We start from the raw sequence: 22528 nt of genomic DNA, 5'->3' as shown, positions 1-22528 counted from the left end.
GGAGAGGTGCGCGGCCTGCTGGCAAACCTGGGTTCCGGCCTTCGCCGGAACGACGTGCTGAGGTTGTGGTAACGCGATACTCTGCCACCTGCTTGGAGACCGTCGTTCCGGCGAAGGCCGGAATCCAAGTTCGCGGCGCACCACCACCCTCCCCTTGCACCACCCACCCCAGGCATTCCAAGCTTCAATCTAGCGTCCGGCTTTCCCATTTCAGTGCATGATTTTCGCATCCCCTGATGGGACATCGACCAACGCAAGGAGGCAATCATGCAGACAATCCAGGACATCATGACCCCGGACGTACAAACCATTTCGCCGCAAGAAAGCGTGCGCCGCGCGGCGCAGTTGATGGATGAGCTTAACGTGGGGGCGATCCCCGTGTGCGACGGCGACCGCCTGGTCGGGATGATCACCGACCGCGACATCACCGTGCGTTCCACCGCCGCCGGCCAGGCGCCGGACCAGACCTGCGTGGCGGATGTGATGAGCACCGACGTGCGCACCTGCTACAGCACCCAGCAGGTGGACGAGGTGCTGGGCCAGATGGGCGACGTGCAGATCCGCCGCGTGCCCGTCATCGACGAGCAGTCGCACCAGCTGGTGGGCATCGTCTCGCTCGGCGACATCGCCACCAAGCACTCGGCCCAGGTCGACAGCACCCTGGACGAGATCTCGACGCCGTCCGAGCCGGACCGCTCGGTCACCCGGCACTGACGGCGCCACGCACCCGCCGCAGGCGGGTGCTTACTCCGCGTCCGGCTGGCGCGAGGGATGCGCGTCCTTGAAGGCCGGCAGGTCGGTGCACAGCGCATTGATGCGCGCGATGTTCGGGAAGGCCGCGACATCGACGTCGAAGCGCTGCGCATTGAACACCTGCGGCACCAGGTAGCAGTCGGCGATCGTCGGGCGGTCGCCGTGGCAGAACGGGCCCGCGCCCGGGTCGCGCGCCAGGTGCGCCTCGAGCGACTTGAAGCCCTCGATCACCCAGTGGCGGTACCAATCGCCCTTGGCCTGTTCCGACAAGCCCAGCTGCTTGACCAGGTAGCTCAGCACACGCAGGTTGTTGATCGGGTGGATGTCGCAGCCGATGATCTGGGCCAGTTCGCGCACGCGGGCGCGGCCCGGCGCGTCGCCCGGCAGCAGCGGCACTTCAGGGTGCGCCTCTTCCAGGTACTCGATGATCGCCATCGACTGGGTCAAGGTGATCCAGTCGTCCTGGAAAGCCGGCAGCAGGCCGCTCGGGTTGATGCGGCGGTACTCCTCCTGGTGCTGCTCGCCGCCGTTCTTCAGAAGATGCACCGGGACCGCCTGGTAGGTCAAACCCTTCAGGTTCAGCGCGATGCGCACGCGGTATGCGGCCGAGCTGCGGAAGTAGGTATAGAGCTTCATCGGTGCCTCCAGTGGTAATGCGCGACTTCTTGATCGATGGCGCCGAAGATGCTGGCGCCGCTGGCGTCGAGCATTTCGATGCGCACGGTGTCGCCGTAGCGCAGGAAAGGCGTCTGCGGGGCGCCCTGCTCGATCGTTTCGTACATCCGTACTTCGGCCAGGCAGCAGTAGCCCACGCCGCCGTTCTCGACGCTGGAGCCGTGCAGGCTGCCCTGCTTGTTCGACACCGTGCCCGAGCCGATGATGCTGCCGGCGCCCAGCTCGCGGGTCTTGGCGGCGTGCGCCACCAGCTGGGCGAAGCTGAAGGTCATGTCCTCGCCCGCGTTCGGGCGGCCGAAAGGCTTGTCGTTGAGGGTGACCTGCAGCGGCAGGCACAGCTTGCTGTCGCGCCAGGCGTCGCCCAGCTCGTCCGGCGTGACCGCCACCGGCGAGAAGGCGCTGGCCGGCTTCGACTGGAAGAAGCCGAAGCCCTTGGCCAGCTCGTTCGGGATCAGGTTGCGCAGCGAGACGTCGTTGACCAGCATGACCAGGCGGATCGCGGCGGCCGCCTGTTCCGGCGTGGCGCCCATCGGCACGTCGCCGGTGACCACGGCCACCTCGGCTTCGAGGTCGACGCCCCATTCCTCGGACTGGACCATGATCGGGTCGTTCGGGCCGACGAAAGAATCCGAGCCGCCCTGGTACATCAGCGGATCGGTATAGAAGGAGGCAGGGACCTCGGCGTTGCGCGCCTTGCGCACCAGCTCGACGTGGTTGATGTAGGCCGAACCGTCGGCCCACTGGTAGGCGCGCGGCAGCGGCGAATGGCATTCTTCCTCGATGAAGGACTCGGCCTTCTCGGCGGTGCCGGCGTTGAGCTTGTCGTAGACCTTCTGCAGCTGCGGCGCGACGTGTTCCCAATCGTCGAGGGCGCATTGCAGGGTGCGGGCGATCTTGGGGACGGCCTGGCAGGTGACGAGATCGCGGCTGACGACGACCAGGGTGCCGTCGCGGCCGCCCGTTTTGAGGGTGGCGAGTTTCATGGTGTTTCCTTTGCTAAAACTTGTTCTTCGCCATTACAAATCAAAACGTACTATCATACAAACAGTATTTTCCGCCCGATTTATCGGACTATCTTATGAATCCTACTTTACGCCAGATGCGCGCGTTCGTGGCTGTCGCCAAGACAGGCCACTTTACGCTTGCTGCTGAGTACTTACACATTACTCAATCAGCCTTGTCCGGTTTGATCAAAGAACTGGAACAGACCCTCGGCGCCCGCGTCGTCGACCGCAGCACGCGCAAGATCGGGCTCACCGATATCGGCCGCGAACTCTACCCGCTATTTAGCCAGATGATCGATGATCTCGACGGTGCGCTGGCTAACGTGGCGGACCATACGCGCCTCAAAAAAGGCATCGTGCGCATCGCCGCGCCCCAATTGATGTCCTGCACCCTGCTGCCGGAAGCGATGGCCGCCTACCGCGCGCTGCATCCCGACATCCAGGTGCGCCTGGCCGATACGGCGGTGGAGAGCGTGATCGCGCGCGTGCTGTCGGGCGAGGCGGATTTCGGCATCGGACCGGAGCGCGACCCGGCCCCTACCCTGCACGTGCGTACGCTGTTCGAGATGCCCTTCGCCCTGGTCTTCCCCAAGGGCCACGAACTGGAAGCGCAAGCGCGCGTGACCTGGCACGACGTGTCGCGCTATCCCTTCATTTCGCTGCAGGGCCAGTTCACCGAACGCCTGCTGGACGATATGCATGCGTCGTTACGCGAAGTGCCGGTCAAGCCGGCCGGCGAGGTGACCTTCATGACCACCGCGCTGGCGATGGTCGGCGCGGGACTGGGCCTGACGGTCTGCCTGCCGTATGCCGAGCGCCTGGCGACGTCCTACGGCCTGGCGATGCGCCCGATCGAGGAGCCGCAGCTGACGCGCCGCTTCTTCGTCTATACCCGCCCAGGGCGTTCGCTGTCGCCGGCCGCGGAGAGCTTCATCGACTTCCTGTTCGACCATGTGGGACGTACCTATGCCGAGGCAGCGGTGCGCGACACGCCGCCGCGTTAGAATGGCCGGCATCGCTACTTTCCACCCGCCACGATGTCCCACAACACCATCGCGATCAACCAGCGCATGGACAAGTTCGACAGCCATGACAGCGTCTGGCTGTTCGGCTATGGTTCGCTGATCTTCAAGGCCGACTTTCCCTTCCTCGACCGCCGCCCCGCCGCCATCCGCGGATGGTCGCGCCGCTTCTGGCAGGGGTCGCACGACCACCGCGGCACCGAGACCGCGCCAGGGCGGGTAGTGACCCTGGTGCCCGAACCGGGCGCGCATTGCGACGGCATGGCCTACCTGGTGACGCCGGAAGAATTCGCCCACCTCGACTACCGCGAGAAGAACGGCTACCTGCGCCTGGCGACCGACATGCATTTCGACGATGGGTCGAGCGCCGAGGGCATCGTCTACATCGCCACCCACGAGAACGCGGCCTATCTCGGCCCTGCCCCCGAGCGCGACATCGCGCGCCAGATCGCGCTGGCGCGCGGCCCGAGCGGACCGAACGCGGAATACCTGCTGCACCTGGCCCAGGCCCTGCGCGAGATGGGCAAGGCCGATGCGCACGTGTTCGAGATCGAACGCCACCTGGCTGCCTTCGGGATCAAGTCCGGCATCAAGCCGCCAAATCCTCCAGCACCTGCATGACGCGCGCCGCGCGCTGCTCGACCGTTCCCGTCAGGACGGTGAAGGCGATGCCGCGCGCGTCGAGGTCTTTCAACACCAGCTTCTGGATGCGCGTGCGCCAGTCCGCGTGTTCGCGCACGCCCGGTTCTTCTTCGTAGGGAATGTCGTCGGCGCAGACGAAATGGTGGAGGTAGCGCGTGCGGCAGTCAATGGCGTGGCGCAGGAGCGCCGGCGGCGCGGGATCCGGCACCTGGCCGAAGCAGCGGCCGAGCAGCAGGGTCGTGAGCGCGTTGGTATCGACGAATACATACGGGCCCTGCGCCTGCGCCAGGGCGGCGTCCTCGGCGTCGCGGTGGCGCTCGGCGATCTCGACGTAGTCGGCGGCGTCCAGCTGCCCGCGCTTGTCTTCCCAGATAAAGCGGCCGATCTCAGGCACGAATGCCGTGCCGCATTGCCGCGCCAGGTGCAGCGCCAGGGTCGACTTGCCAGTCGACTCGGCGCCGACGAAGACCACCAGTTTGCTGCCGTGCCGCCCTTCCATGCCTGCTTCCATCGCGCTTCCTTCCATCGGGGACCGCCATCCTAGCCGGAAGCGCGCGCAAGCTCAAGCCGCCGGCGCAATGTCCTCCAGCACCAGGTGCAGCGGTGTGGCCGGCCGCAGGGTCACGTTCAGCTGTGGTTGTGGCGCCGGCATGCCCTGCGGGACCGACAGCCTGAAGCGCTGCAGGATCATCGCCGCGATCACCGTCATCTCGGCCAGGGCCAGGTGCTGGCCGAGGCAGACGCGGGGCCCCGCCCCGAAGGGCATGAAGGCGCCGCGCGGCGCGCCCGCGCCATGCTCGAGGAAGCGATCGGGGCGGAAGCGTTCCGGTTCCGGGAACCAGCGGGCGTCGCGCTGCATCAGGCCGAGCGGCACGGTGAGGATGGTGCGCGCCGGCAGCGTCCAGCCGCCCAGGCGGATCGGCTTGAGCGCGCGGCGGCTCATCAGGATCGGCGCGGCCGGGTAGAGGCGCAGGGTTTCCTGCAGGCTGCGACCCAGGTAGCCGAGCGCGGGCAGGTCCTCTGCCGTGGGCGCACGGCCGTCCAGCACCGCCGCCACTTCGCGCCGCGCCGCCTCCTGCGCCTCGGGATGCGAGGCCATGCACCAGGCCCACCAGGTGAGCGTGGCGGCCGTCGTCTCGTGCCCGGCCAGGAAAGCCGTCATGCATTCGTCGCGCACGGCGCCGAGCGGCCAGGCGGCGCTGTCCGCGCGGTGCAGGTCGAGCAGGCGGGTCAGGAGGTCATCGGGCCAAGTCCCGTAGGGCATGCTCAGGCGGGCGGCGACATGGCGCTCGACCAGCGCCTTCAGCGCGCGCTTCATGCGGCGCTGCTCGCGCTTCCAGGGCATCCAGTCGGGCCAGCTGGCGGGCCAGAACATCTCGTCGTTCGCATCGGCGCTCAGCAGGTGGAGGGCGCGCTCGGCCAGGCGGGCATCGTCGCCGATTTCGCTCGAGAACATCATGCGCATGATGACGTCCATGGCCAGCGCCGTCAGTGCACTCTCGACCGGCATCGCAGCCGCGCCGGCCGGCCAGCGCGCCAGCGCCTGGGCGCACGCGGCGGCGATGACGGGCGCGAAGGCCTTGACCGGTTTCGGCGCGAAGGCCGGCTGCAAGGCCTGGCGCTTGGCCTGCCAGCGCTCGCCCTCCTCGATCAGCACGCTGCGCCCGTGCACCTGGGAGAAGATCTGGATACCGCGCTCCCAGCGCACGTGGGCGTCGTGCTGGTTCACCAGCAGCTCGCGCACCAGCTGCGGATCGCTGACGATCACCTGGTGCTCGGGCCAGATGCGCAGGTGCACGACATCGCCATGGGCGCCGCGCCAGTCGGCAAGCGCGGCGGGCATGTCGCGCGCCATGCGCGCCAGCAGGCTCCAGCCGGTGATGCCGGCTCGGGGACCGGGGGGCCACATGCCCGGCGGGTGGAAGTCGGGAGCGGGCGGCATGCCGTCCGCATGGAAGGGGCAGCGGGAGGAAGTGGGCGTCGTCATGTCGGGCATTCTTGTCCATCGCAGAGATCGCGTCTTGAATCCAAACGACATCGACAGCCCGCGGCAAGCTCCTTATACTCGGGCGTCATGGACCTTGCCAACCTGCACATCGCTCCGCCCTGTCCCGACCCGCTGCAGCGCGCCCCCCGTGCGTTCGACAGCGGCGGCGCGCGCGACCGGCTGATGCTGGCGCCGCCCGCGCTGCAGGGCGCGCTGGTGGCCCTGGTCAGCCGCGACATCGCGCACCTGAGGCTCGACGATGCGCAGCGCCTGTCGCACTTCCCTGCTTCTCCCATGGTCACGCTGTCGTGGTACCACGGCGTCGACGCCGGCCTGGTCGACGCGCGCGGCTGGCATGCCTTTGGCGCACGGGTCGTCATCTCGGGCAGCCAGTCGCATCCTACCGTCAGCTGGGCGCCCACGAACGGGCGGGGGCACATGGCCTGCTTCGCGCCGGACGTGGCGCAGCAACTGTTCGGGCTGGACCTGGCCGCGATCCAGGACCGCTTCCTGCCGGCGCACGAGGTGCTCGGCGCCGGATGGACATCTTTCTTCGATGCCCTGCTGGGCGCTGCCGACGACGACGCGATCATGGCGGTGCTGAGCGAATTCCTGGGCGCGCGCTGGCGCCTGGCGCAGGGCCGCGATTCCGACCGCCCTTCGCTGCGCCAGTTCGGGCGGCACTGGGTCGAGAAGCTGGCATGGCAGGCACACGAATGGCGCCGCACCACGGGCGCGCGGCAGGTGGAACGGCGGGTGAAATCCTTCAGCGGACGCTCGCTGCGGCAATGGCAGGCGCTGACGCGCACCGAAGGCCTGTTCTTCGCCGCCCGCGAACGCTTTGAGAGCGGACGCGCATTCGACTGGGCCACGCTGGCGCAGGACGAGGGTTTTGCCGACCAGGCCCATATGAGCCGTGCCGTCAAGCAGATCACGGGTTTTGCGCCGACCGAGTTCACCCAGCGCTTCATCGAGGATGAGTCGTTCTGGATCTACAGGCTGTGGGTGTGAGACGGCCTGAGGAAACGCGCTTCAGCGTCCGGCTTCGGGCCGCGGCTTGTGGTGGAAGATCCGGTCCGGGCGCAGCAGCACCATCAAGCCGCCGATGATGCCAAATACAAGCAGCGCGTCTTCATCGGCAAAAATGCCGTTGAGTACCAAAAACCAGACGGCTGCCGCTGCGACGCCCGCCGACAGCCCTATCCTTTGAATCCACCGCATGTATTCCCCTGCTACCAATCGCCACGCCTGGACGATGTTATTTTGCTTATTCGCCAGTTCCAAGAAGGGGCGTATTCTGACAGGAATTCTTTGGCGAAAATCCTCGGATCGTCACATTTGTGGAGAAAGTGACATGAGATCGGGTCAAATTCGGGGCGAGGAATAGTTGTTGCTCAACTATTAACGTGCTAGGCTGCTTTCCTATGCCGCTATAGAACGGCCGATACGATATGCGAGGAGATTCCCCATGTGGAAACAGACGCTGCTTGGCGCGCTCATGCTGTGCGCGCTGGGCCAGGCCGCGGCGCAGCAAGCCGCAGCCCCACCGCCCCAATACGACAGCGTGCTGGCCAGCTCGCTTGGCGCCGACGAGCGCGGCATGCGGCCTTATGTGTTCGTGATCCTCAAGACCGGTCCCAGCAAGATGCCGGAAGGCGCGGAGCGGACCAAGATGTTCCAGGGGCACTTCTCCAACATGGCGCGTTTGGCTGCCGAAAAGAAGCTGGTGATGGCCGGGCCGCTCGACGGTGTCGAGGGACGCCGGGGCATCTTCATCTTTGCGACGCCGGATATCGACGAGGCGAAGAAGATGGTGGCGACCGATCCAGTGATCATCAACGGCGAGATGGTGGCGGAGTATCACAAGCTGTATGGCTCGGCGGCGTTGATGATGGTGAATGATGTGCATAACAAGATTCGGAAGAAGTAGCCGGCCGGGGTAAGCCAGTGAACCAGCACTGCGAGACGACACCGAACCTGCCCAATGAGAGTCGTCCGATGTCGGCTCACATGAAGTGACTGAAACAGCGGTTCGCCACAACGGCAAACCTTCTTCACCAGGTGAAGCTGATCGCGCTGGCCGCTGCACTAAATGCGCGGTTTGATCGCCGCCGGCGGGCAGACTGCCGCGCGCAAGCGTGGTCTCCCAAGAACAATCTCGACGAATCTTGCTTGCTTGGTAAGCTGAGTCAGCTTTTCCGCAGACGCTTTTGCTGCAGAAGACCTGCTGCTGCCCCTATTGCGAGAAGCCAGAGTGAGGGTGGCACAGGTACCGGTCGAGGAATAGTGCCTGCCGTAAGTGTGCGCGAGTCCAACCAATCGGTTTCGTTCACTCCCGCGCCCCCTCCACCGAGTCCAACTAAGGTCTTGGACCAAAATTCGATTGTGGGCATTTCGTTCGAATTTCCCGAATTCTGCTGATACATACCGAACCAGAACATGCTGGGTTCAAAAACATCATTTTCTTCTTCAAGCGTCATCTCCCAACTTACCCAATCTCCATTGGAACGGTGCAAGTCACCGCGTCCCACCAATGAAAAACTGAGGCCTGGTCGGTTCACCTGGCTGACACTCATCACAAACGACCTGATGGCGCCTCGGAATAAGCCTCTGTTGTTGTCGTGATCTGTATCGGGAATCAAGGGATCGTAAATCAGAGTGAAACTTCCTCTTTCTACGTGGTCGCGATCATCATACTGCTCGAACCCTCCGGTACCCGTGTAGCCGCCGAATGCAATCTCGCCGCTGACCTGCACGAGCGGCATCGGCCCGGCCGAGCTATGGGCTGCGGCAATCGCGAGGATGAGTCCACTGATGTAGCGAAACAATAGAGAGTTCAGCACCATGTTTGGTCTCCTTGGCAGTATTGGGACGGCGACCATTGGTCGTGCAAAATATGTGCCCAAGTAATTTTGACTAACAAATCAGGTGCTTAGTTTAAAGTTGATTCCAGACCGTAAAATATGTCGACAATGGGTCATGTCCGGCTACGACGTAGCCATGCCTAATCCTCTAGCACGGAGATAACCGATAGGTTTTCAAATCATCGGAGATTCGCCGGGGGATTGTGACCGTTGCTTCTTGGCTGGTTGGAGCGTCGGAATAGCTCAGTGCAATCGCACCCTCACTCAGATCAAAACAGATCCAACTGTCCCGCCGCCTTCCCACCATGCTTGCCCGCGGCAGCCGGCACCATCAATGGCCGCCTGAACTGCGAGGTATCCAGCCGCCCGAACCGCCCACGCAATTCGCTCATGCCAAGCCGCTCGACAGTCTTGTAAAAACGCTGACGTATCAGATCCGCCCACACGCCCTCCCCCGCCATGCGCGTGGAAAAATCGCTGTCGTAATCCTTCCCGCCCCGCATGTCGCGAACGCGATTCATCACCCGCTGCGCCCGGTCGGGAAAATGTGCCTGCAGCCATTCCTGGAACAGCGGATTGACCTCGTGCGGCAATCGCAACACCACGTAGTGCGCCCCGCTCGCACCGGCATCGAAGGCCGCCTCCAGGATACGCTCGATCTCCGGCTCGGTGACAAACGGAATGATGGGCGCCACGCTCACGCTCACGGGAATGCCCGCTTCGCTCAGCGTGCGGATCGTGCGCAGGCGCCTTTCCGGCGCCGCCGCACGCGGTTCCAGCGTGCGCGAGATGCGCGGATCGAGCGTGGTCAGCGTCACCGCCGCACAGGCCAGGCGCTGCTCGGCCATGGGCGCGAGGATGTCGATGTCGCGCTCCATCAGCGAGGACTTGCTGATCAGCCCCACCGGATGCCTGCATTCATAAAGCACCTCCAGCACCCGGCGCGTGATCTTCAGCTCGCGCTCGCAGGGCTGGTAGGCGTCGGTGTTGACGCCGAGGGCGATGTTCTCGGGCACGTAGCCCGGCTTGGCCAGCTCGCGGCGCAGCAGCTCGGGTGCGTTGATCTTGGCGAACAGGCGGCTTTCGAAATCCAGCCCCGGCGACAGGCCGAGGTAGGCATGCGTCGGCCGGGCGAAACAATAGATGCAGCCGTGCTCGCAGCCGCGGTAGGGATTCAGCGAGACATTGAAGGGAATGTCGGGCGAAGCGTTGCGCGTAAGGATGCTCTTCGCGACTTCGTCGGTGACGACCGTCTTGAGCGCCGGGGCATCATCCTCGTCGTCGTCCCAGCCGTCGTCGAAGCGTTCGCGGCCGTTGACCTCGTAGCGGCCTTGCAAATTCGACACCGCGCCCCTCCCCTTGCGGGCGGCGGCAGGCAGCGGGCCGAGCATAGTCTGCTCGTCCACGGGCTCGCGGCGAATTGGGGGTTTGGGATCGGACACCTTGGCTCCATACTGTACGTTTATACAGTATGGTACGCCCACATCAGGATCGATTCAAGTGCGGGTCGTAGGCGGCTTGCTGCTGCACAAAGCCGCCAAAGGCTTCCAGCAGCGGCCGGCATGCTTCCGGATCGCCCTCCAGTTGGCCCAGCGCCAGTGCGGCCGCCTCCAGGCTCGACAGCTGGTGCGGCGCATGCGCCTTGCGGATGCGGTAGTTGGAGGGCGCCACATCCATCAGCGCCAGGCGCGGCAGGCGTTGCAGCGCCGGGTTCAGGTAGAGCATCTTGCGGCTCTTGCGCCAGGTGGCGTCCAGCACCACGAGCCGCACCTCGCCTGCCGGCAATCCCTGCCATGCGGGTGGGGCCGGCAGCAGCGGGTCGCCGGCGGTGTCAGGGTACAGCAACACAGGCTTGCGCCCGCCCGCATGCAGCAGCGCCTCCAGCTGCGCCGCGTCGAAGGTCTCGCCCACCGCCAGCTCGCTGCCGGCCACGCTCAGGTGCAGCAGGCGCGCGCTGTTCTTGGCGTTATGGACTTCCAGCGGATGCTGCAGCACCAGCAGCGCCGCCTGGGTCTCTACCGGCGCGATCCAGCGGCAGATGCAGGCGGAGGCGGCGCGCAGGCAGGTGGCGCAGGTCGGGCGTTTGGACGTGGATGGGCTCATGCGGTGATCGAACAGGAAGGCCGGCGATTGTAACGCAGTCGCCGCCTGTCCTCAGGGCGCCGGTATCCAGCCGCCGCCCAGCGCCCGGTACAGGTCCACATGGGCGGCCAGCAGGCTGGCGCGCAGCTGCAGTACGCCCACCTCGGCGCTGAAGGCGTTGCGCTGGGCGTCCAGCTCTTCCAGGTAGGACGCGTAGCCGTTGGCGTAGCGGTTGTGGGCCACGCGCAGCACTTCGCCGGCCGCCACCCGGCGCGCTTCGGCCTCTGCCAGCTGGCGCTGCAGGCCCTGCATGCCGGCCAGGGCGTTCTCGGTTTCGGCGAAGGCCGTGCGCACCACGCTCTCGTAGGCATAAACGGCGCGGTCACGGCCGCTCGCGGCGATCTCGGCCTGGGCGCGCAGGCGTCCCGCATCGAACAGCGGCGCCAGCACGCTGCCGCCGATGCTCCACAAGTCCACCGGCGACTGTAGCAGACCAGGCAGGGACCGCTCCGCCACGCCGACCGAGGCGTTAAAGCGGATCGACGGCAGCAACTGGTCGCGCGCGGCGGCCAGGCCCGCGTCGGCCGCCGCCACCAGTTGTTCGGCCTGGGCGATGTCCGGACGGCGGCGCAGCAGTTCCGAAGGCAGGCCGGGACCGGGCGCCGGCATGCGCAGCGCCGCCAATCCCGCGCCGCGCGCCACCGGGCCGGGGCTGGCGCCCAGCAGCAGGTTCAGGGCCTGCTCCTGCTGGGCGATGGCGCGTTCCAGCTGGGGCACGGCGCCGGCGGTGGCGTGCAGCTCGGCCTCGGCCTGCGACATCTCCAGGCGCGAACTGTAGCCGACCTCGAACTGGTGCCTGGCCAGCGCGAACGAACGCTGGCGCGAAGCCAGGGTCTCGCGCGCCAGCGCCAGCTGGGCGTCCAGGCCGAGCAGGTTGAAGTAGCCGGACGCCGTGCTGGACGCCACCGCCAGCGCGGCGGCATCCAGCGCCGCCTGCTGCGACAGCGCTTCGAAGCGCGCGGCGCGGGTGGTGCTGGCAAGGCGGCCGAACAGGTCGAGCTCATAGCTGGCCTGCACGCTGCCCACCAGCGAAGTCGTTTCGACCGGTTCGCCGAAGGGGCCGATGGCGCGCGCCCGCGTCGGCGAGAACGCCAGGTTCAGCGCAGGCAGGCGCGCGCTGTCGGCCACGCGCACCCGCGCCCCGTATTCCTGCAGGCGGCTGCGTGCGATCTTCAGGTCGCCGTTATTCTCGAGCGCACGCCGCACCAGCGTGTCGAGCGCCGGGTCGCCGAAGGCGCGCCACCAGTCGCGTTCCACCGCTGCGGAGGCAAGTGGGGCGGTGCGCCAGGCCTGTGGCACGACGAGCGACGACTCGGGCGCCGGCTGCGGCTTCATGGCGCAGGCCGAGACCAGCAGCGCCGCAAGCGGCAAGACCAGGTGGCGCCTCCTCATCGCGCTTCCTTGCCGGCCGAGGCGGTGTCGATCGTCGCCACCACCGACATGCCTGGCCGCAGGCGCTGCGCCAGCGGCTGGTTGGCGTCGATGCTGACGCGCACCGGAATGCGCTGGGCGATCTTGACGAAGTTGCCGGTGGCGTTGTCCGGCGCCAGCACCGCGAACTCCGAGCCGGTGGCCGGCGAAATGCGTTCGACGTGACCGCGGAGCCGGGCGTCATTCAGTGCGTCGACCGTGAAGCTGACGGCCTGGCCCAGGCGCACGTCGGCCATCTGGGTCTCCTTCATGTTGGCGATCACCCACAGCTGGTTCGGCACCAGGGCCGTGAGCTGGGCGCCGGCGTTCACGAAGGCGCCCTGGCGCACCGTCACCTGCCCCAGCTGTCCGTCGCGCGGCGCGACAATCCGGGTGTTGGCCAGGTCGATCTCGGCCAGCCTGACGGCCGCCTCGGCGCTTGCCACCGCGGCCTCGAGCGAACCGCGGCTGACGTCGACCGAGCGCTGGTTCTGGCGCGCGATCTCCAGCGCCGCTTTGGCCTGGTCGCGCGCGGCGGCGGCCTGGGCCTGGGCGGCGCGCGCGGCGTCGCGCTCGCGCGCCGACAGCGAACCATCCGCCGCCAGTTCCTCCACGCGGCGCAGGTCGGCCTGGGCCTTGCGCGCCTGGGCTTCGCTCGATGCCAGCGCGGCCCTGCCTTGCTCGATGCTGGCGCGTGCGCTGCCGCGGGTCTGGGCATAGTTCTCCAGCGCCGCGCGGCGGTTGGCCAGTTCGGCCTGGGCCTGCGCCAGGCGCTGCGCCGGGATGCGGTCGTCGATGCGCATCAGGAGCTCTCCCGCGCGCACTTGCTGGAAGTCGGCGACCCGCACCTCGACCACGTAACCCGAGAGCTGCGGGCTGATGATGGTCACCTGCCCGCGTACCAGCGCATTCTCGGTGCTCTGCAGGGCGCTGCGGAAAGGCGGCAGGCGCCAGGCGTAGAGCACCAGTAGGACGCCGACCAGCGCGACCGCGCCGAAGATCAAGGCGCTGAGCAGGATTTTGCGGGGCGAACGGGCGGCGCTGGCGGGGGTAGTCGAGGGTTCTGGCATATCAGTCGGTCACGGGTTCGGGTGGCGGCGCGGCGCCGGGCGGCGGCGCGGGCGGAGCCGTCTTGGGCGCCGGGTAGTAATGCAGCCACACGGCGTGCAGGAAGATCCATGCGGCGCTCACGGTGGCCAGGATGGCAAGGACAAGGAAGACGTCGTTGTAGGCGAGGATGTTGGCTTCGCGCGTGGCACTGCTGGACAGTGCCGCCAGGCCCTGGCGGGTGCGCGCCTGCGGGTCGGCGAGCGCACGCGCGGCCGCGCCGGCGCCCTGCTGGATGCGGCTGGCCACGAGCGGATCGAGCGAACTCAGTTGCTCAACCAGCACCGAGGAATGGAATTTTTCGCGCATCACCTGGAAGGTGCCGGCAATCGCCGAACCGAGCAGGCCGCCCAGGTTCTGGCTCAGGCCGAACAGCACGGAAAAGCTGATCAGGTTGGCGGGGTTGCCGATCACGGTGCCGATCAGCGAGATCACCGAGGGCCCGATGAACAGGGTGCCGCCGAAGGCGAGCAGGCTCTGGCTCAGGTACATCTGCTCGGGCCGGGTCTGACTGGTGGCGTGGGCGTCGAGCCAGGCGCCCAGGGCCATGAACAGCAGCGAGATCACCTGCGGCGCCATCAGGTGGTTGACGTTGACCGTGAGCGCCGATACCGCGATGCCGGCGATGGTGGCGCCCAGCACGATGGCGTACAGGGTCTGCAGCTGGTCGTTGTCCATGCCGACCGCGCGCAGGAAGCCCACCGCGCCCACGCTCTGCTCGGACAGCACGATGCGCACCAGCACCAGCGACAGCAGCAGGCGCGCGATGTTGGCGTTGGTGAGCCAGCGGATGTTGAGGAGCGGATTGGCGCGGTTGTGCTCGACGCAGACGGCGGCCGCCAGCAGCACCAGCGACACCGCCAGCGCCACGCCCAGCCAGGGCTGCTCGAACCACCACAGCACGCGTCCGAAGGTCAGCACCACGCACAGCAGGGCCACGCCCGGCGCGAACAGGGCGAAAGTGACGAAGTCCATGGGCCGGAAAGCCTTGAAGCGGTCGCCCGGCGGCAGCTTGAGCAGCAGCACGGCGGCCAGCGAGACGACCGCCAGGCCCAGCTCGAAGATGTACAGGCCGCGCCACTCGGCGATCTGCAGCAGGTCGTTGGAGAAGATGTAGGCCAGCGGCAGCGCCAGCTGGGCCGCGCCGAGCGACAGCGCGACGCCCTTCAGGCGCCATTCCTTCTTGAAGGCCTGCAGGGTGTAGTAAAGGCCGAGCGGCGTCACCGCCGCGCCCAGCATGCCGTGGGCGGCGCGCACCGCGATCGCCGAGTTCAGGTCGTTGACGAAGAGGTGGGCGAAGGTCACCAGCGCATACAGCACCAGGAAGAATTCGGTAAAAAGGCGCAGACCGAACTGTTGCCGGAATTTCACCAGCAACAGGTTCATCGACGCATTCGTCATGACGTAGGCCACCGGCAGCCAGTTGGTCTCGGTCGAGTAGGCGCCGAGCACGCCCTGCAAATTGACCAGGTTGACGACCACCAGCGCATTGCCGAGGCCGCCCGTGATGGTGACCAGGATGCCGACGAAAAGATAAGCGAAACGCAAGCGGGTCGGGTGGGCCGGCGTGGACGGCGAGCCGGGCAGCATCGGCTTTTCGTCTGGGGCCCACTGGCGCGGAGCGTAGCTGCTCATGCGTTACTCATCCGTTGTATTCCTCGGCTTTTGTTACCCACGCATGATAACCGCTCGAGAAAAAGCGCGTCGGACGCCCATCCGATAACCAAAGGGATAGCTCTTTTTGCCACACGCAAAAATTTAACGCCCGAGTTGCCGAAACGGATATTGCTCTGCCTATTCAGCCTGCCTAGAATCAATTTATTCCATGCGGAAATTGTTCCGTATCGGCAGCTGTCCAGAGTAGATATGTTAAGAGCACGTCCATCTGTCCGTACCCTCTCTTCGCTCTTCGTGGCGGCCCTGGCCATGGCGCCGGGCTTCGCGATCAACCAGGAGTTGCAGCTCGACTACCGGATGAACGAACACATCGTTCAAGTGCCGGCGGGCCCGCAAGACCGGGCAATGCTCGAGACGACCGTGTTCCAGCCGAACGGTCCCGGCCCCTTCCCGCTCATCATCATCAACCACGGCAAGGACCCGGGCCGCCCCAGCCTGCAGCCGCGCGACCGCTTCTATCACATGGCCACCGCCTTCGTGAAGCGCGGCTACGCCGTGATGGTGCCGATGCGCCAGGGCTTCGCCAATTCCACCGGCCGCTATGCCGACCACGGCTGCGACATGACCGCCAACGGCTACAGCCAGGCCGAGGACATCCGCGATACCCTCGACTACGCGCGCCAGCAGCCCTGGATCGACAAGGAACACATCGTGGTCGCCGGCCAGTCGTACGGCGGCCTGGCCACGATCGCCCTGGGCGCCCAGCCGCTGCCGGGCGTGCGCGGCCTGATCAATTTCGCCGGCGGCCTGCGCGACGACAGCGACCGCTGCGCCTGGCGCTCGCAGCTGGTGTCGGCCTTCGCCGAATACGGCGCCAGGAACACCGTCCCGACGCTCTGGATGTACGGCAAGAACGATTCGCTGTTCGGCCCGGAACTGGCCAAGCGCATGCACGCCGCCTTCGAGGGCGCGGGCGGGCGCGGGCGCCTGGTCGAGTTCGAGCCTTTCAAGCGCGACGCCCACGGCATGCTGGCCAGCCGCGATGGCGAGAAGGTATGGCTGGAAGACACCGAGAAGTTCCTGAAGCAGGTCGGGATGCCGACCGAGGTGCTGCACGAGGTGCCGCCGCCGCCCACCCCGGCCAAGACCGATTACGCGCGCGTCGACGATGTCGAGGCCGTGCCCTTCCTGTCCGAGCACGGCAAGCGCGCCTACCAGGAGTACCTGACCAAGATGACGCCGCGCGCCTTCGCGGTGTCGCCGAGCGGCGCCTGGACCTGGGCCGAGGAAGGCGAAGACCCGGACGGCCGGGCACTGGCCACCTGCAGCGCCAAGAGCACCGAGCCTTGCCGCCTGTATTCGGTCGACGACTACGTGGTCTGGACCGGCGAGCGCATCGACGCCGCCGAGAAGGCCGCGGCGACCGCCTCGCTGTCCCCGGCGCCCGCCTCTGCTACGGCATCGGCCCCGACCACCTCGGTGGGCAGCACCACGCGCTGATCCGGCCGGCAGGCTGTCAAGCCTGCCGCGCACTGTTTCCGCGCGTCCAGGCGGCCTGATGCGTTGCCACCCGACGCAGCGCAAACCGTCCCTCCCCGCCTCCTCAGACAATGTGGCTGACGGCTCATCGATTGGAGAATCCCATGTTGCGCCTTTTTCAAGCCTGCGCGGCCGCCCTGCTGGCGGCCTGCGCCTGCTGCGCGCCGGCCTGCGCCGCCAACAACTACCCCGTCATCCTGGTACACGGCGTGCTGGGCTTCGGCCCGGACGAATTCCAGCACAGCGGCTTCAATTACTGGGGCGGCTATGGCGACATCGCGCGCCGCATGCAGGTCTACCACGGCCCGCGCAACGTGTTCGTGGCGGCAGTGGGGCCGATCAGCTCCAACTGGGACCGGGCGGCCGAGCTCTACGCCCAGATCAAGGGCGGCTGCGTCGACTACGGCGCGGCCCACGTGCGCAAACATGGAACGCCGGGCCAGGCGCAAAAGCCCCCCGGTAAATGCTGGGCCGCCGACCCGGCCGACAATCCGCAGGCTTATCCGCCGGCCTTCTATCCGGCCTGGGATGCCCGGCATCCCATCCACCTGATCGGCCACAGCCAGGGCGGCACCACCATCCGCGCCCTGGTCGAACTGCTCGAGCACGGTTCGCCCGAGGACGAGGGCGACGGCGAGCTGTACCGGGGCGGCAAGCTTGGCTGGATCCGCAGCGTGACCACCATCTCGGCCCCGCACAACGGCACCACGCTCAGCGATGCCGTGTTCGACATCGCCCCCAGCCTGCGCACGCCGCTGCGCGAGCTGCTCAGCCACCGTGCGGCGCAGTGGGAACTGGCGCCGGACGGCGCGCGCGAATTCAACCGCTGGGCGCGCACCTCGCCCCAGGTTTATTACTATTCGGTGGGCACCCTGGCCACCGAGGCCGGCAGCTGGTGCTGCAACGACACCGACCGCGTGATCGCCCCCATCCAGACCACGGCCTTCCAGTACCCGCGCGCCGACATGATCCCCTACTTCAAGCTGTTCGCGGGCGAATGGATCGTGCCGTCGCCGCTGCAGCGCGGGATCGGCGGCTACACCCAGGACGCGCCGGGACGGCAGCGCATCGACAGCGACTGGTTCGCCAACGACGGCGTGGTCAATACCGTGAGCATGCGCGCGCCGAGCGGGCATCCGGTGCGGGACTACGACGGGACCTCGGTCAAGGGGAGCTGGAATTACCTGGGGACGTGGCGCGGGTACGACCACTTCGATATCTTGAACTGGCCGAACAAGGGGCCGTCGGCTGATGCGCTGTACGAGAAGATCAGCGATATTATTTTTGGGTTGTAAACGGTGCTAGATCGTCGTCCGGTGGCGGATCAGCGGTCGACTATCACCGCGTGGACGGGGAACCCGTCCACGCGTTCAACGGACGCTTTTCCTGCCTGATACGCAGACACGGCAACGATCAGTGCACGCTCCGCAAGCTGCGCGCCAGGTCCGACAACCTGTACGGCTTGCTGACAAACGCAAACTCCCCCAGCTTGCCACGGTCCAGCTTGAGCGCCGGCTGCGGATACCCCGAGGCCAGCATCACCTTGATGTGCGGGTAGTTCTCGCGCGTGAAGGCCGCCAGGTCGATGCCGTTGATCCCGTCGGGCATGACGACGTCGGTGAACAGGATGTCGACGTCGCGGCTGGCCAGCACGTTCATGGCTTCCTGGCCGCTGGCGGCGGTCACGACGTCGTAGCCCATGCTCATGAACAGCGAGGACGCCACGTCGAGCAGGTCCGGTTCGTCCTCGACGATCAGCACCGTCTCGGTGTCGGCCTTGCGGTAGTCGTGATCTTGCGAGGAGGCGGCCGGCAGGTAGATGGCGATCGTCGTGCCCTCGCCCAGCATGCTGCGGATCGCGATCTCGCCGCCCGATTGCTTGATGAAGCCATACACCTGCGACAGGCCCAGGCCGGTGCCCTTGCCCACCTCCTTGGTGGTGTAGAAGGGTTCGAAGGCGCGCGCCACGGTCTCGGGGTCCATGCCGGTGCCGGTGTCGGTCACGGTCAGGCGCACGTACTCGCCGGCCGGCAGGTTGTCGACCTCGCCGTCGGCCAGGACGGCGTTGGCGGTGGCGATCTCGATCCTGCCGCCCTCGGGCATGGCGTCGCGCGCATTGACCACCAAATTGAGTAGCGCGGATTCGAAGCGCGCCGCGTCGACCACGGTGTTGCGCACCTGCGGGTCGAGCTTGACCTCGAAGGCGATCGAGGTGTTGGCTGCGCGCCGCAGCACCGATTCGAAGCCGGTGATCAGGCGGTTCACGTTGCGCGTCTCGGGCTGCAGCGGCTGCTGGCGTGCGAAGGCCAGCAGCTGCTGGGTGAGTGTGGCGCCGCGGTCGATCGCGCGCCGCATGCTGTCCAGGGTCTTGAGGTCGCTGCCGTGCTGGCGCTGCATGGTCAGCACTTCCAGTCCGCTCGCGATCACCGACAGCAGGTTGTTGAAGTCGTGCGCGATGCCGCCTGTGAGCTGGCCGATCGATTCCATCTTCTGCGACTGGAACAGCGCCGCCTGCGCCTTCTCCAGCGCTTCGGCCGCCTGCTTTTTCTCGGTCAGGTCGCGCGTGATCTTGGCGAAGCCCAGCAGCTCGCCGTTCTCGTCGCGGATGGCGTCGATCACCACGTGGGCCCAGAAGCGGGTGCCGTCCTTGCGCACGCGCCAGCCTTCGGCCTCGTAGCGGCCGACCTGGCCCGCCGTACCCAGGGCGCGCGCCGGCACCCCGGACAGGCGGTCCTGGTCGGTGTAGAAACGCGAGAAATGGCTGCCAATGATCTCGTCATAGGAATAGCCCTTGATGCGCTCGGCCCCCACGTTCCAGTTCGTGACCACGCCTTCGGGCGACAGCATGTAGATCGCATAGTCAGTCACACCCTGCACCAGGATGCGGAAGCGCTGCTCGCTCTCGCGCAGGGCATCCTCGGTCTGCTTGCGCTCGGTGACGTCGCGGGTGATCTTGGCATAGCCCAGCAGGGCGCCGTGCTCGTCGTAGATCGGATCGATCACCACGTGGGCCCAGAAGCGGGTGCCGTCCTTGCGCACGCGCCAGCCCTCGGCCTCGAACTTGCCGTCCTCCAGTGCATGCTTCAGCGCGCGCGCGGGCAGGCCGGTGGCGCGGTCCTCGGGCGTGTAGAAACGCGAAAAATGCTGCCCCAGGATCTCCTGCTCGACATAGCCCTTGAAGCGCTGCGCGCCGGCGTTCCAGCTCGCGACATAGCCCTGCGGATCGAGCATGTAGATCGCGTAATCGCTGATGCCGGAGACCAGGTACTGGAGCCGTTGCTCGTCGGTGATGGATTGCTGGACGGGGGGCGAAATACTGTCCATATGGAGAGTGCTTCCTGAAAAGATGGACCTAAAATGATCCTATCATACTACCGCTCATCTTCGACCGCCCACGCGCCTGGCTGGCCGCGGCGCGTCAATACGGTCCCGCGCCTTTGTAAAAGGGGTCAGCGGTTTCGCGTTACAATACTGTCCTGTTCCCCAAGTTCGTTTCCTCAAGGCACCATGACCCCGGCAGCGCCCGAACAACTCGACCTGACCGCCTGCGATCAAGAGCCGATCCGCACCCCCGGCAGCATCCAGCCGCATGGCTTCATGCTCACCCTGTCGCCCGCCCCCGCGCTCGAGGTCCTGCAGGCCAGCGCCAACCTGGCGCAATGGACCGGCCTCGACGCCGGGCAGGCTGCGGGCAAGCCGATGGCGCGCGTGGTCGGCGAGGCAGCGCATGCGCGCCTGGCCCCGGAACTGTCGCGCGGCGCCCTGGGCGCCCGCCCGCTCTATCTGGGCACCGTCAGCCTGGAGAACGGCGCCCACTTCGACGTGCTGGCCCACCTGTGGGACGGCCTGGTCATCGCCGAGTTCGAACGGGTCGACCGTCCGCAGCCGGCGGATTTCCGCCACCTCTACCCGCTGATCAGCGATTTCCTCGCCAAGGTCAACCAGCATGCCTCGATCCCGGCCCTGACCGACCTGGCCGCGCGCCACGTGCGCTCGGTCACCGGCTTCGGCCGTGTCATGGTGTACCAGTTCGACCCGGACGGCCACGGCCGCGTGGTGGCGGAATCCAAGGCGGACGACTACGATTCCTACCTCGGCCAGTCCTTCCCCGCGAGCGACATCCCGGCCCAGGCGCGCGAGCTGTACACCCTGTCGCCGATCCGCCTGATCCAGGACGCCAACTACCAGCCGGCCGCGCTGGTCCCGGCGCGCAATCCGGTCACTGGCGCCGCCAACGACCTGTCCTTCGCGGCCCTGCGCAGCGTCTCGCCCGTGCACCTGCAATACATGCGCAACATGGGCACGCTGGCCTCGATGTCGGTGTCGCTGATCGTCAAGGGCAAGCTGTGGGGCCTGATCTCCTGCCATAACGCCACGCCCTGCCCGGTGCCGGTCGAGCAGCGCACCGCCTGCGAGCAGCTGGGCCAGATCCTGGCGCTGTGCATCGAATCGCGCGAGGACGCGGCCGAGCTGCAGTTCCGCCTCGACGTGCGGCGCGTGATGGTGGAGCTGATGGGCCACCTGACCAAGGGCAGCGACTTCCTCGAGAACATGAGCCGGGTCTTCCCCGAGCTGCTGCGCTTCGCGCGCGCCGGCGGGGTGGCGATCGTCGCCGACGAGCGCATCATGACCTATGGCGACACCCCGGACGAGGAGGCGATCCGCGCCCTCTCGACCTGGCTCGCCCTGCAGGGTCATACCGAGGTATTCCATACCAGCCACCTGGCGGCCAGCTACCCGCCGGCGCGGGACATGATCCGCAACGCCAGCGGCCTGCTGGCGCTGCCGATCTCGCGCATCCACAAGCACTACCTGCTGTGGTTCCGTCCCGAGCTGGTGCAGGTCATCGAATGGGCCGGCAACCCCTACGAGAAGACCGCCCCGCCAGGGGCCCCGACCCAGCTTTCGCCGCGCCAGAGTTTCGCCGCCTGGCGCGAGACCATCCACGGCCACAGCCTGCCCTGGCACCAGGCCGAGATCGAGCTGACCGTCGAATTCCGCTCCGCCCTGCTGGGCATCGCGCTCGAGCGCGCCGAACAGATGGCCGAACTGGCCGAGGAACTCGGGCGCGCCAACAAGGAACTGGAAGCCTTCTCCTACTCGGTCTCGCACGACCTGCGGGCGCCGCTGCGCCACATCGTCGGCTTCTCCGACCTGCTGCTGGAGTCCAACGGCGCCGAGAATCCGGACCGGCGCCAGCGCTTCCTGAAGAACATCAAGGAATCGGCGCGCCTGGCCGGCAAGCTGGTCGACGACCTGCTGTCCTTCTCGCAGATGGGCCGCGCGGCCCTGCGCCCGACCACGGTCGACATGAACGACCTGGTCTCGGCCTGCATCGACAAGCTGGGAATCGACATGGGCAGCCGCAACGTCGACTGGCACCTCGAGCACCTGCCCGCGGTCTGCGCCGACCCCAGTTTCCTGCACCTGGCGGTCTACAACCTGCTGTCCAACGCGGTCAAGTTCACCGGTGGACGCGACCCGGCCGTGATCCGGATCTGGGCCGACGAAGGCGAGCACGAAACCGTGTTCCACGTCGCCGACAACGGCGCCGGCTTCAACATGGATTACGTGCACAAGCTGTTCGGCGTGTTCCAGCGCCTGCACCGCATGGAAGACTTCCAGGGCACCGGCATCGGCCTGGCCAACGTGCGCCGCATCGTCGAGCGCCATAACGGCCGCGTGTGGGCCGAATCCGTGCAGGGCGAAGGCGCAACCTTCTCGTTCAGCATTCCGAAACAAACCCCAACCCCGTAAGGCCGCATC

At 66.8% G+C, this 22528-nt stretch carries 20 protein-coding genes; 8 read left to right on the top strand and 12 right to left on the bottom strand.

All coding sequences use genetic code 11. The features are described 5' to 3' along the window. Positions 1–267 precede the first annotated feature (267 nt). A complete protein-coding gene (locus tag KBW98_RS08605) occupies positions 268–714 on the top strand; it encodes a CBS domain-containing protein (RefSeq protein WP_211519706.1) in 447 nt (148 codons plus the stop codon). 30 nt (positions 715–744) lie between these two features. Here the strand turns inward: KBW98_RS08605 and maiA are convergent, their stop codons facing one another. Together maiA and KBW98_RS08595 are read right to left on the bottom strand one after the other, a co-directional pair. Next, positions 745–1389, bottom strand: coding sequence for a maleylacetoacetate isomerase (gene maiA / locus KBW98_RS08600; protein WP_211519705.1), 645 nt, complete (start codon positions 1387–1389; stop codon positions 745–747). After that, on the bottom strand, positions 1386–2411 hold the full coding sequence (locus tag KBW98_RS08595; protein ID WP_211519704.1) for a fumarylacetoacetate hydrolase family protein: 1026 nt from the start codon (positions 2409–2411) through the stop codon (positions 1386–1388). Before KBW98_RS08595 ends, maiA begins: the two co-directional genes overlap by 4 nt. 95 nt (positions 2412–2506) lie before the next feature. Between KBW98_RS08595 and KBW98_RS08590 the strand changes: the two genes are divergently transcribed. After that, complete coding sequence (locus KBW98_RS08590; protein ID WP_211519703.1) at positions 2507–3436, top strand: LysR family transcriptional regulator; 930 nt, start codon at positions 2507–2509, stop codon at positions 3434–3436. Between the two features lie 33 nt (positions 3437–3469). After that, positions 3470–4075 (top strand): gamma-glutamylcyclotransferase, encoded by a 606-nt coding sequence (locus KBW98_RS08585; protein WP_211519702.1) that lies wholly within the window; start codon positions 3470–3472, stop codon positions 4073–4075. Here KBW98_RS08585 and KBW98_RS08580 read toward each other — a convergent pair. Both KBW98_RS08580 and KBW98_RS08575 read right to left on the bottom strand, forming a co-directional pair. Then, entirely contained in the window at positions 4044–4607 is a 564-nt protein-coding gene (locus KBW98_RS08580) for an AAA family ATPase (protein ID WP_229429060.1), read from the bottom strand. The two genes, KBW98_RS08585 and KBW98_RS08580, sit on opposite strands and share 32 nt — an antisense overlap. Before the next feature lie 51 nt (positions 4608–4658). Beyond that, complete coding sequence (locus tag KBW98_RS08575) at positions 4659–6083, bottom strand: cytochrome P450 (protein WP_211519701.1); 1425 nt, start codon at positions 6081–6083, stop codon at positions 4659–4661. Between the two features lie 87 nt (positions 6084–6170). Here KBW98_RS08575 and KBW98_RS08570 point away from each other — a divergent pair, with 87 nt between their 5' ends. Further along, a complete protein-coding gene (locus KBW98_RS08570) occupies positions 6171–7094 on the top strand; it encodes an AraC family transcriptional regulator (RefSeq protein WP_211519700.1) in 924 nt (307 codons plus the stop codon). Between the two features lie 21 nt (positions 7095–7115). Here the strand turns inward: KBW98_RS08570 and KBW98_RS08565 are convergent, their stop codons facing one another. Continuing rightward, positions 7116–7367 carry a hypothetical protein gene (locus KBW98_RS08565; RefSeq protein WP_211519699.1) on the bottom strand — a complete coding sequence of 84 codons (252 nt, stop codon included), beginning with the start codon at positions 7365–7367 and terminating at the stop codon, positions 7116–7118. Between the two features lie 184 nt (positions 7368–7551). On the opposite strand from KBW98_RS08565, the gene KBW98_RS08560 reads away from it, so the two are divergent. Beyond that, on the top strand, positions 7552–8013 hold the full coding sequence (locus KBW98_RS08560) for a YciI family protein (RefSeq protein WP_211519698.1): 462 nt from the start codon (positions 7552–7554) through the stop codon (positions 8011–8013). A gap of 259 nt (positions 8014–8272) precedes the next feature. Here KBW98_RS08560 and KBW98_RS08555 read toward each other — a convergent pair whose 3' ends face one another. The 6 genes from KBW98_RS08555 to KBW98_RS08530 all read right to left on the bottom strand — a co-directional run bounded on the left by KBW98_RS08555 (position 8273) and on the right by KBW98_RS08530 (position 15241). Continuing rightward, the gene (locus tag KBW98_RS08555; protein WP_211519697.1) at positions 8273–8929 is read right to left on the bottom strand and encodes a hypothetical protein; all 657 of its coding nucleotides are present in this window, start codon (positions 8927–8929) and stop codon (positions 8273–8275) included. 287 nt (positions 8930–9216) lie between these two features. Further along, positions 9217–10338 (bottom strand): PA0069 family radical SAM protein, encoded by a 1122-nt coding sequence (locus KBW98_RS08550; protein WP_211519696.1) that lies wholly within the window; start codon positions 10336–10338, stop codon positions 9217–9219. 94 nt (positions 10339–10432) lie between these two features. Continuing rightward, entirely contained in the window at positions 10433–11050 is a 618-nt protein-coding gene (locus KBW98_RS08545; RefSeq protein ID WP_211519695.1) for a tRNA-uridine aminocarboxypropyltransferase, read from the bottom strand. Positions 11051–11101: 51 nt separating this feature from the next. Then, complete coding sequence (locus tag KBW98_RS08540) at positions 11102–12481, bottom strand: efflux transporter outer membrane subunit (protein ID WP_211519694.1); 1380 nt, start codon at positions 12479–12481, stop codon at positions 11102–11104. Then, a complete protein-coding gene (locus tag KBW98_RS08535; RefSeq protein WP_211519693.1) occupies positions 12478–13569 on the bottom strand; it encodes an HlyD family secretion protein in 1092 nt (363 codons plus the stop codon). The genes KBW98_RS08540 and KBW98_RS08535 overlap by 4 nt, the downstream gene beginning before the upstream one ends. A gap of 1 nt (position 13570) precedes the next feature. Beyond that, on the bottom strand, positions 13571–15241 hold the full coding sequence (locus KBW98_RS08530; protein ID WP_211519692.1) for an MFS transporter: 1671 nt from the start codon (positions 15239–15241) through the stop codon (positions 13571–13573). A gap of 231 nt (positions 15242–15472) precedes the next feature. On the opposite strand from KBW98_RS08530, the gene KBW98_RS08525 reads away from it, so the two are divergent. Both KBW98_RS08525 and KBW98_RS08520 read left to right on the top strand, forming a co-directional pair. Beyond that, positions 15473–16723, top strand: a complete 1251-nt coding sequence (locus KBW98_RS08525) for a dienelactone hydrolase family protein (protein ID WP_229429059.1) — start codon at positions 15473–15475, stop codon at positions 16721–16723. 143 nt (positions 16724–16866) lie between these two features. Continuing rightward, complete coding sequence (locus KBW98_RS08520) at positions 16867–18057, top strand: triacylglycerol lipase (RefSeq protein ID WP_211519691.1); 1191 nt, start codon at positions 16867–16869, stop codon at positions 18055–18057. Between the two features lie 118 nt (positions 18058–18175). On the opposite strand, the gene KBW98_RS08515 is transcribed toward KBW98_RS08520, so the two are convergent. Then, the gene (locus KBW98_RS08515) at positions 18176–20086 is read right to left on the bottom strand and encodes a PAS domain-containing sensor histidine kinase (RefSeq protein ID WP_211519690.1); all 1911 of its coding nucleotides are present in this window, start codon (positions 20084–20086) and stop codon (positions 18176–18178) included. A gap of 183 nt (positions 20087–20269) precedes the next feature. On the opposite strand from KBW98_RS08515, the gene KBW98_RS08510 reads away from it, so the two are divergent. Further along, a complete protein-coding gene (locus tag KBW98_RS08510) occupies positions 20270–22519 on the top strand; it encodes an ATP-binding protein (protein WP_211519689.1) in 2250 nt (749 codons plus the stop codon). The last annotated feature ends 9 nt before the right edge of the window (positions 22520–22528 follow it).

This window comes from Massilia sp. ST3 (genome assembly GCF_018119405.1).
Lineage (GTDB): Bacteria > Pseudomonadota > Gammaproteobacteria > Burkholderiales > Burkholderiaceae_D > Telluria.
This window is presented reverse-complemented; position numbering and strand designations above follow the sequence as displayed.

Coding starts and splice junctions, on each gene's coding strand:
- KBW98_RS08605 (WP_211519706.1), top strand. CDS start 268: ATGCAGACAATCCAGGACATCATGACCCCGGACGTACAAACCATTTCG.
- maiA (WP_211519705.1), bottom strand. CDS start 1,389: ATGAAGCTCTATACCTACTTCCGCAGCTCGGCCGCATACCGCGTGCGC.
- KBW98_RS08595 (WP_211519704.1), bottom strand. CDS start 2,411: ATGAAACTCGCCACCCTCAAAACGGGCGGCCGCGACGGCACCCTGGTC.
- KBW98_RS08590 (WP_211519703.1), top strand. CDS start 2,507: ATGAATCCTACTTTACGCCAGATGCGCGCGTTCGTGGCTGTCGCCAAG.
- KBW98_RS08585 (WP_211519702.1), top strand. CDS start 3,470: ATGTCCCACAACACCATCGCGATCAACCAGCGCATGGACAAGTTCGAC.
- KBW98_RS08580 (WP_229429060.1), bottom strand. CDS start 4,607: ATGGAAGCAGGCATGGAAGGGCGGCACGGCAGCAAACTGGTGGTCTTC.
- KBW98_RS08575 (WP_211519701.1), bottom strand. CDS start 6,083: ATGACGACGCCCACTTCCTCCCGCTGCCCCTTCCATGCGGACGGCATG.
- KBW98_RS08570 (WP_211519700.1), top strand. CDS start 6,171: ATGGACCTTGCCAACCTGCACATCGCTCCGCCCTGTCCCGACCCGCTG.
- KBW98_RS08560 (WP_211519698.1), top strand. CDS start 7,552: ATGTGGAAACAGACGCTGCTTGGCGCGCTCATGCTGTGCGCGCTGGGC.
- KBW98_RS08555 (WP_211519697.1), bottom strand. CDS start 8,929: ATGGTGCTGAACTCTCTATTGTTTCGCTACATCAGTGGACTCATCCTC.
- KBW98_RS08550 (WP_211519696.1), bottom strand. CDS start 10,338: ATGCTCGGCCCGCTGCCTGCCGCCGCCCGCAAGGGGAGGGGCGCGGTG.
- KBW98_RS08545 (WP_211519695.1), bottom strand. CDS start 11,050: ATGAGCCCATCCACGTCCAAACGCCCGACCTGCGCCACCTGCCTGCGC.
- KBW98_RS08540 (WP_211519694.1), bottom strand. CDS start 12,481: ATGAGGAGGCGCCACCTGGTCTTGCCGCTTGCGGCGCTGCTGGTCTCG.
- KBW98_RS08535 (WP_211519693.1), bottom strand. CDS start 13,569: ATGCCAGAACCCTCGACTACCCCCGCCAGCGCCGCCCGTTCGCCCCGC.
- KBW98_RS08530 (WP_211519692.1), bottom strand. CDS start 15,241: ATGAGCAGCTACGCTCCGCGCCAGTGGGCCCCAGACGAAAAGCCGATG.
- KBW98_RS08525 (WP_229429059.1), top strand. CDS start 15,473: ATGTTAAGAGCACGTCCATCTGTCCGTACCCTCTCTTCGCTCTTCGTG.
- KBW98_RS08520 (WP_211519691.1), top strand. CDS start 16,867: ATGTTGCGCCTTTTTCAAGCCTGCGCGGCCGCCCTGCTGGCGGCCTGC.
- KBW98_RS08515 (WP_211519690.1), bottom strand. CDS start 20,086: ATGGACAGTATTTCGCCCCCCGTCCAGCAATCCATCACCGACGAGCAA.
- KBW98_RS08510 (WP_211519689.1), top strand. CDS start 20,270: ATGACCCCGGCAGCGCCCGAACAACTCGACCTGACCGCCTGCGATCAA.